Raw genomic sequence first — 6,264 nt, 5'->3', positions numbered from 1 at the left:
AAAGAGGACGCAGAGCGTCCAGAACGGCATGCGACGCGGAGCGTCGGCACGATAATCAGAAGCCAGACAATGCATGCGACGCGGAGCGTCGCACGATGGTGTGCTCCAGTGGGACCCGCTACAGGAAGTTGTACTGCACGCCCACGCGCAATCTCAGTTGGCGCTTGTCATCTTCGGAATCGACCTTGATGTCGCCCACTTCAAAGAACGGCACCCAGTGCTTGTCCCATTTGTATTTGAAGGCCGCGTTCTGTTCGTAGTCGGTCTTGCCGTTGTCATAGCGAATGTAGTCGGCATCGAAGTAGGTGAACTGATACTCGTACGCCCACGGGCCTTTGCTGGCGTAGTTGACCCAGACGTCGTAACGATTGATCGACTGATCGTCCATCTGGTTGTCAGGCATTTCGTGGTTGACCTTGTCCCTGTCCAGCTTGATCGAGTCGTAGCGATAGCGGCCTGACACGCTCAACTGATCGTTTACTTTGTAACCCAGCTTCAGGCCCATTTTATAGGCCGTCGATTTCTCGATGCTTTCCAGTGCAAACGAAGGCGTCAGCAGCCATTTGTCGTCGAGCCGGTATTGATAGCTGACCGTCAATTCGTGGCCGTTGCCGACGGTGTTGTCGAACGCTACGTCCTGGCGGTCGCCTGCGGTCTTGTATTTGAGTTCACCTTCGAAGCCCCAGCCGCTGTCCAGCCGGCTGCCGAATTTGACCCGGTCGGCATGCATGCGTGTGCTTTCTGCATATTGGTGACGGTAGTTGATGTACGCGCTGTCGGCATTCGCCCAGGCGCCGGGGAACAGAGCAGTCAGAGAGATCAGTGCGAGTGATTTTTTCATTTTTTTATTCTTGTTTGATGGCTGTTTTGGGTGTGTTGAGGCAAATCGCAGGCAGCCGGATCCCTTGGCCGAGAGGGCCGGGGATCACAGTGTCGGCAGGGTTACGGGTTCAGCGGTCGTGAGCCCGGCGGCGGCTCATCCCGTCGGGCGCAGGTCCATGTCGCGGCTGGCCTGAATCAGCAGTCGCGAATACTCGTGCCGAGCCTGGTTGTTGATCAACTGGCTGCTGTCGAGGGTTTCCAGCACCTGGCCTTGCTGCATGACCGCAACCCGGTCACACAAGTGCGCCACTACACCGAGGTCGTGGGTCACCATGAGGTAGGTCAGGCCTTGCTGATGACGCAAGTCGGCCAGCAGGTTGAGAATTTCGGCCTGCACCGAAACATCCAGTGCCGAGGTGGGTTCGTCGAGCAGCAGCACACGTGGTTCGAGAATCAGCGCTCTTGCAATAGCGACCCGCTGGCGCTGGCCGCCGGACAGCTGATGCGGGTAACGGAAACGAAAGCTTTCGTTGAGACCGACCTTGTTCAGCACTTCACAGACGCGACGGTCGCGGTCACCGATCCGGTGGATGCTCAATGGCTCCTTGAGTGCCGCGTCGATGGTGTGGCGCGGATGCAGTGAGGCATAGGGGTCCTGAAAGACCATCTGCACGGTGCGGTAGTGACTGGCATCGAGCTTGCGCTGTACGGTCTGGCCGGCCACGCTCAGTGCGCCGCTCCAGTGATGATATTGTCCTGCCAGGCAGCGCAGCACGGTGGTCTTGCCCGAGCCGGACTCGCCGACCAGGCCGAACGACTGGCCTTGCTCGACCTGCAGGTTGACGTCACGCAGCACCTGATTCAGCGCTGGGCCAGTGCCGAAGCTCAGGTTCAGTGAATCGACTGTGATCATTGCCATGGGAGCATTCTCAGTGAGTGAGCCAAAGGGGATCGCGTTGCAGAACCGGCAGGCTGGCACGCGGGTGATCCAGGCTGGGCAGGGCGGCCAACAGGCCTTGCGTGTAGGGATGACGCGCCTGGTCCAGCTCGCTGGCGTTCAGCGATTCCACGACCCGCCCGGCGTACATCACCAGCACCCGGTCGCAGAAGTGACGGACCATATTCAGGTCGTGGCTGATAAAGATCAGGCCCAGATCGCGCTCGCTGACCAGCTCTTCCAGCACGTTGAGCACCTGACGGCGCACCGACACATCCAGTGCGGAAGTCGGCTCGTCGGCGATGATCACTTGCGGGTCGGTGATCACCATCATCGCGATCATGATCCGCTGGCCCATACCGCCCGAAACTTCATGGGGATACAGTTCGTAGACTCGCGCCGGTTCGCGGATGTGCACCTTGGCGAGCATGTCCAGCGTGCGTTCGCGGGCTTCCTTTTTAGAAACCCTGTGATGCGCCAGATAGGCCTCGGCGATCTGTTCGCCTACCTTGATCACCGGGTTCAGCGAGTATTTCGGGTCCTGCATGATCATCGACATGCGCCGCCCGCGAATGCTCTGCATCTGTTTTTCGCTGCATTCAAGTAAATCGATATCGCCGAAACGCAGGGTTTTCGCCGTGACCCTGGCCGTTGCCGGATGCAGACGCAGCAGGCTGCGACCGACCGTGGATTTGCCCGATCCCGATTCGCCAACAATCGCCAGCTTTTCCCGGCCAAGGCTGAATGACACGTCGCGAACGGCTGCCGTGACCTTGCCCGCATGACTGAACTCGACGCGTAAATCTTCTACTGCAAGCTTTATCTGTGGCATGGCTGTGTGTGACATGGTGTTAGCCCCTTTTATTATTGTTCGATGCGTGTCATTCGCTGCGTGGATCAAGTACATCGCGCAATCCATCGCCCAACAGGTTGAACGCCAGACTGACCAGCATGATGGTTGCGCCGGGTGCGGCCACCAGCCACCAGCTTTCCAGCATGTAACGACGGCCGCTGGAGATCATCGCGCCCCATTCCGGCAGCGGCGCCTGTGCGCCGAGGCCGAGAAAGCCCAGTGCGGCGGCGGTAAGAATGATGCTGGCCATGTTCATGGTCAGGCGGATGATCACCGAAGACAGGCACATCGGAATGATGTGACGGCCGATCACCCGCACTGCCGAGGCACCTTGCAGCTTCACCGCGACAACGAAATCGGCGTTGCGCAACGACAGGGTTTCGGCCCGCGCCAGGCGGGCGATCGGTGGCCACGCAGTCAGGGCGATGGCGATCACTGCGTGTTCCAGGCCAGGGCCCAGGGCGGCGATGAAGGCCAGTGCCAGCACCAGACTGGGGAACGAGATGAAGATGTCGGTGATGCGCATGAACAGGCTGTCGACCCAGCCGCCGAAATAGCCGGACACAGTGCCGATCAGCAGGCCGATCGGGCCGACGATCACCGTCACCAGCATCACGATGTACAGCGTGATGCGCGAGCCGTAGACCAATCGGCTGAACACGTCGCGGCCGTATTCATCGGTGCCTAACCAGTTCTGTGCACCGGGCATGCGCAGCGCGGCCGACAGGTCCTGAGCCAGCGGGTCGTGAGTGGCGATCCACGGCGCGAACAGCGCGACGATCATCAGCGTGCCGATGACGATCAGCCCTGCCAGCGTCATCGGGTTGCGCAACAGAAAACGCATCAGGCGCGCACTGCTGGCGGCCAGTGCCGCGAGGCTGGAGGTTGGCGCCTGAACCATGGGCGTGGCGCTGCTTGCAATGGAAGTCGTCATCAGCGGGTTCTCGGGTCGAAGACTTTATAAAGGGCGTCACTGATCTGATTGAGGATCACGAAGATCAACCCGATCAGCAGAACGCAGGCCATCACGGCATTCATGTCGCCCAGCAGCAGGCTGCTGGTCAGGTACTGGCCGAAGCCGGGCCAGGCGAACACGGTTTCTATGAGCACCGCGCCCTCCAGCAGGCCGCCGTAGGCGAGGGCGACGATGGTCAGCAGTTGCACGCGAATGTTGCGGAACGCGTGGCCCCAGACGATACGTCGCTGCGAGAGGCCCTTGACCCGGGCGGTGATGATGTATTCCTGCGAAAGCTGTTCGAGCATGAAGCTGCGGGTCATGCGGCTGATATACGCCACCGAATTGAAACTGAGGATTACCGCAGGCAGGAGGATGTGGCGCAGTGCGCTGCGAAAGGCTTCCCAGTCGCCGGACAGTGCGGTATCGATCAGCAACAGGCCGGTGCGGGTTTCGATCAGGCCGTCATAAGCCAGGCCAATGCGTCCGACCCCTCCGGCCCAGCCCAGCCAGGCGTAGAACACCAGAAAAGCCATCATGCCCAGCCAGAAGATCGGCGTGGAATAGCCAAACAGGGTGATGACCCGGGCAATATGGTCGCCGCTGCGGCCCTGATGCGTGGCTGCATACACCCCCAATGGCAAACCCAGCAACACGCCGAACAGGATTGCCAGGGTGGCCAGCTCCAGCGTGGCCGGGAAAACCCGCACGATATCGTCTATCACCGGGTGGCCGGTCAGCAGGGCTTTGCCCAGATCACCATGTAACAGGTCACTGAGGTACATGACGAACTGGGTGGTCAGCGGTTTGTCCAGGCCCAGTTCCTGATACGCCTGAGCGTAGGCGGCCGCATCTGCGTCGGGGCCGACGATGGCCAGCACCGGGTCCAGCGGCATGACCCGGCCAATGAAGAAAGTGAGCAACAGCAGGCCGAACAGGGTCGCCGCCACTGATCCGCTGCGACGGGTGCCGTGGGCAACCCGACTGCTCCAAATTGAAATCGATGCACTCGACATGGTTATTCCTGCCTTGGCTTGAGCGATTGAACGCATGGGTTCAGCGTTGCTTGTAGACGTCACGCAGGCGCGTGGTCGCGGCGCTGTGACCCAGGTAATCCCGGACGTCAGCGTGAATGACCACTTCATCGGTCATCTGCGAAATCGGCATGATCGGCCCGGCTTTCTGGTCATACAGGGTCTGGATGCGCTGGTAGTCGGCCAGTTGCCGGCTGGCGTCACGCTCGCGTTCGGCCTGCTCGATCAACTGGTTGATCTCGGCGTTGTAGAACGAGGTGCGCCAGCCCTGAAAGTTGCTCAACCTGGCTTCTTCGCGGTTGTCCGGGTTGTAAATGAGCGCTCGCAGGCTGGAGTGCGGATGGCGCTCGGCACCGCCACCGCCACGCCCGACCAGAATGTCGAAGCGCCGGTCGCGCATTGCGCCGTAGATCTGGTTACCGGTGCCGGTAATGATCGACGCCTGAATGCCTGCCTGGGCGAGCGTCGATTGCAGGCTGGTGGCGATGTTGATGAAGGGCGAGTCGGTCAGCGAGCGAATGGTGATCTTGAAGCCATTCGGGTGCCCGGCTTCGGCCAGCAGGCGCCTGGCCTCGGCGACGTTGAGCGCATAGCCCGGATCATCCAGTCTGGCCGCCAGCCCCAGTTGCAGCGGGCGCTGGTTGATAACTCCGTAATGTGGCATGACCACGGAGTTGATGCCTTGATAGTCGATCAGCGCACGAATCGCCTGGCGCACCCGGATATCCTGAAACAGTGGCTGCTCCATGCTCAGTGCGACGTAGTACAGGGTGCCGCGCGGGATGGTCTGCACATTGACGTCTTTCGAGCGGGTCAGTGCCTTGATGTCGGTGGCCGCCATGCCGCGCGCCACGTCCAGGTCTCCGCGCTCCACCATTAGGCGCAGCGCCTGGGATTCGGTCATGTTGCGCATGATCACCCGACGCAGTCTGGCCGGGCCGCGCCAGTATTGCTCGAAGCGGCTCATCAGAATCACGTCGTTGGCACGCCAGATGTCCAGCTTGAATGCGCCGGAGCCCGCTGTGTTGGTGGTCAGCCAGGCGGCGCCCAGATCATCACCCCTGGCGTGCTGCAACGCGGTCAGCCGATCAATGATGAAGGCGCTGGGCGAGGTTGCCAGCGTGTTGAGCACCAGCATGGGGTCGGTGGCTTTGGGCAGGTCAAGCACGAAGGTCGATGGTCCTTCGGCGCGCATCAGTTTGCTGACGTTGTCAGCGGTGTAACCGTAGGCTTTCCAGGTGGAAGCCAGGGCCTTGTTGAGTGTGACCACACGTTGCAGCGACCAGGCAACGTCCTGGGCAGTAAGCGGGTTGCCGGAGTGAAACGTCACATCCGGGCGGAGATGGAAGGTCAGGCGCATGCGGTCGGGGCTGATTTCCCAGCGCTCGGCCAGTGCCGGAATCAACTGGTCGGGGCGGGCAGCGTCCTGTTCCAGCAGCATGTCATAGACATTGGCGTTGACCTCGGACACCTCAAGGCCGGTGGCGCCTGCCGGGTCCAGTGACAGCAGGTTGATCATGCTCATGCCGACCACCAGTTGATCGACCGGTGTTTCACCGCGCGCCAGGGCGGGCGGGGTGTGCACGAGTGTCGCCGTCAGGGCGAGGCATAGCAGCCAGGGCAGGCGCTTGAGCCAGAGCTTCATGGGGGCAGTCCTTTTTTA

Annotated in this window: 6 protein-coding genes; all 6 read right to left on the bottom strand. The window is 61.0% G+C overall.

Annotated features, from left to right (window positions below):
• Positions 1 to 118: 118 nt before the first annotated feature.
• Positions 119 to 841, bottom strand: coding sequence for an oligogalacturonate-specific porin KdgM family protein (locus tag AO068_RS20145; RefSeq protein WP_058409263.1), 723 nt, complete (start codon positions 839 to 841; stop codon positions 119 to 121).
• Between the two features lie 135 nt (positions 842 to 976).
• Positions 977 to 1,741, bottom strand: a complete 765-nt coding sequence (locus tag AO068_RS20140; RefSeq protein ID WP_005731967.1) for an ABC transporter ATP-binding protein — start codon at positions 1,739 to 1,741, stop codon at positions 977 to 979.
• Between the two features lie 10 nt (positions 1,742 to 1,751).
• Positions 1,752 to 2,591 (bottom strand): ABC transporter ATP-binding protein, encoded by an 840-nt coding sequence (locus AO068_RS20135; RefSeq protein ID WP_029240939.1) that lies wholly within the window; start codon positions 2,589 to 2,591, stop codon positions 1,752 to 1,754.
• A gap of 49 nt (positions 2,592 to 2,640) precedes the next feature.
• Positions 2,641 to 3,546, bottom strand: coding sequence for an ABC transporter permease (locus AO068_RS20130; protein ID WP_058409262.1), 906 nt, complete (start codon positions 3,544 to 3,546; stop codon positions 2,641 to 2,643).
• A complete protein-coding gene (locus tag AO068_RS20125) occupies positions 3,546 to 4,583 on the bottom strand; it encodes an ABC transporter permease (RefSeq protein WP_058409261.1) in 1,038 nt (345 codons plus the stop codon). The genes AO068_RS20130 and AO068_RS20125 overlap by 1 nt, the downstream gene beginning before the upstream one ends.
• 40 nt (positions 4,584 to 4,623) lie before the next feature.
• A complete protein-coding gene (locus AO068_RS20120; RefSeq protein ID WP_058409260.1) occupies positions 4,624 to 6,246 on the bottom strand; it encodes an ABC transporter substrate-binding protein in 1,623 nt (540 codons plus the stop codon).
• Positions 6,247 to 6,264 lie beyond the last annotated feature (18 nt).

Origin of the sequence: Pseudomonas sp. ICMP 3272 (assembly GCF_001466905.1) — a bacterium.
GTDB classification, from domain to species: domain Bacteria; phylum Pseudomonadota; class Gammaproteobacteria; order Pseudomonadales; family Pseudomonadaceae; genus Aquipseudomonas; species Aquipseudomonas amygdali.
The sequence above is the reverse complement of the archived record's forward strand: the minus strand, read 5'-3'. Positions and strand labels throughout refer to the sequence as shown.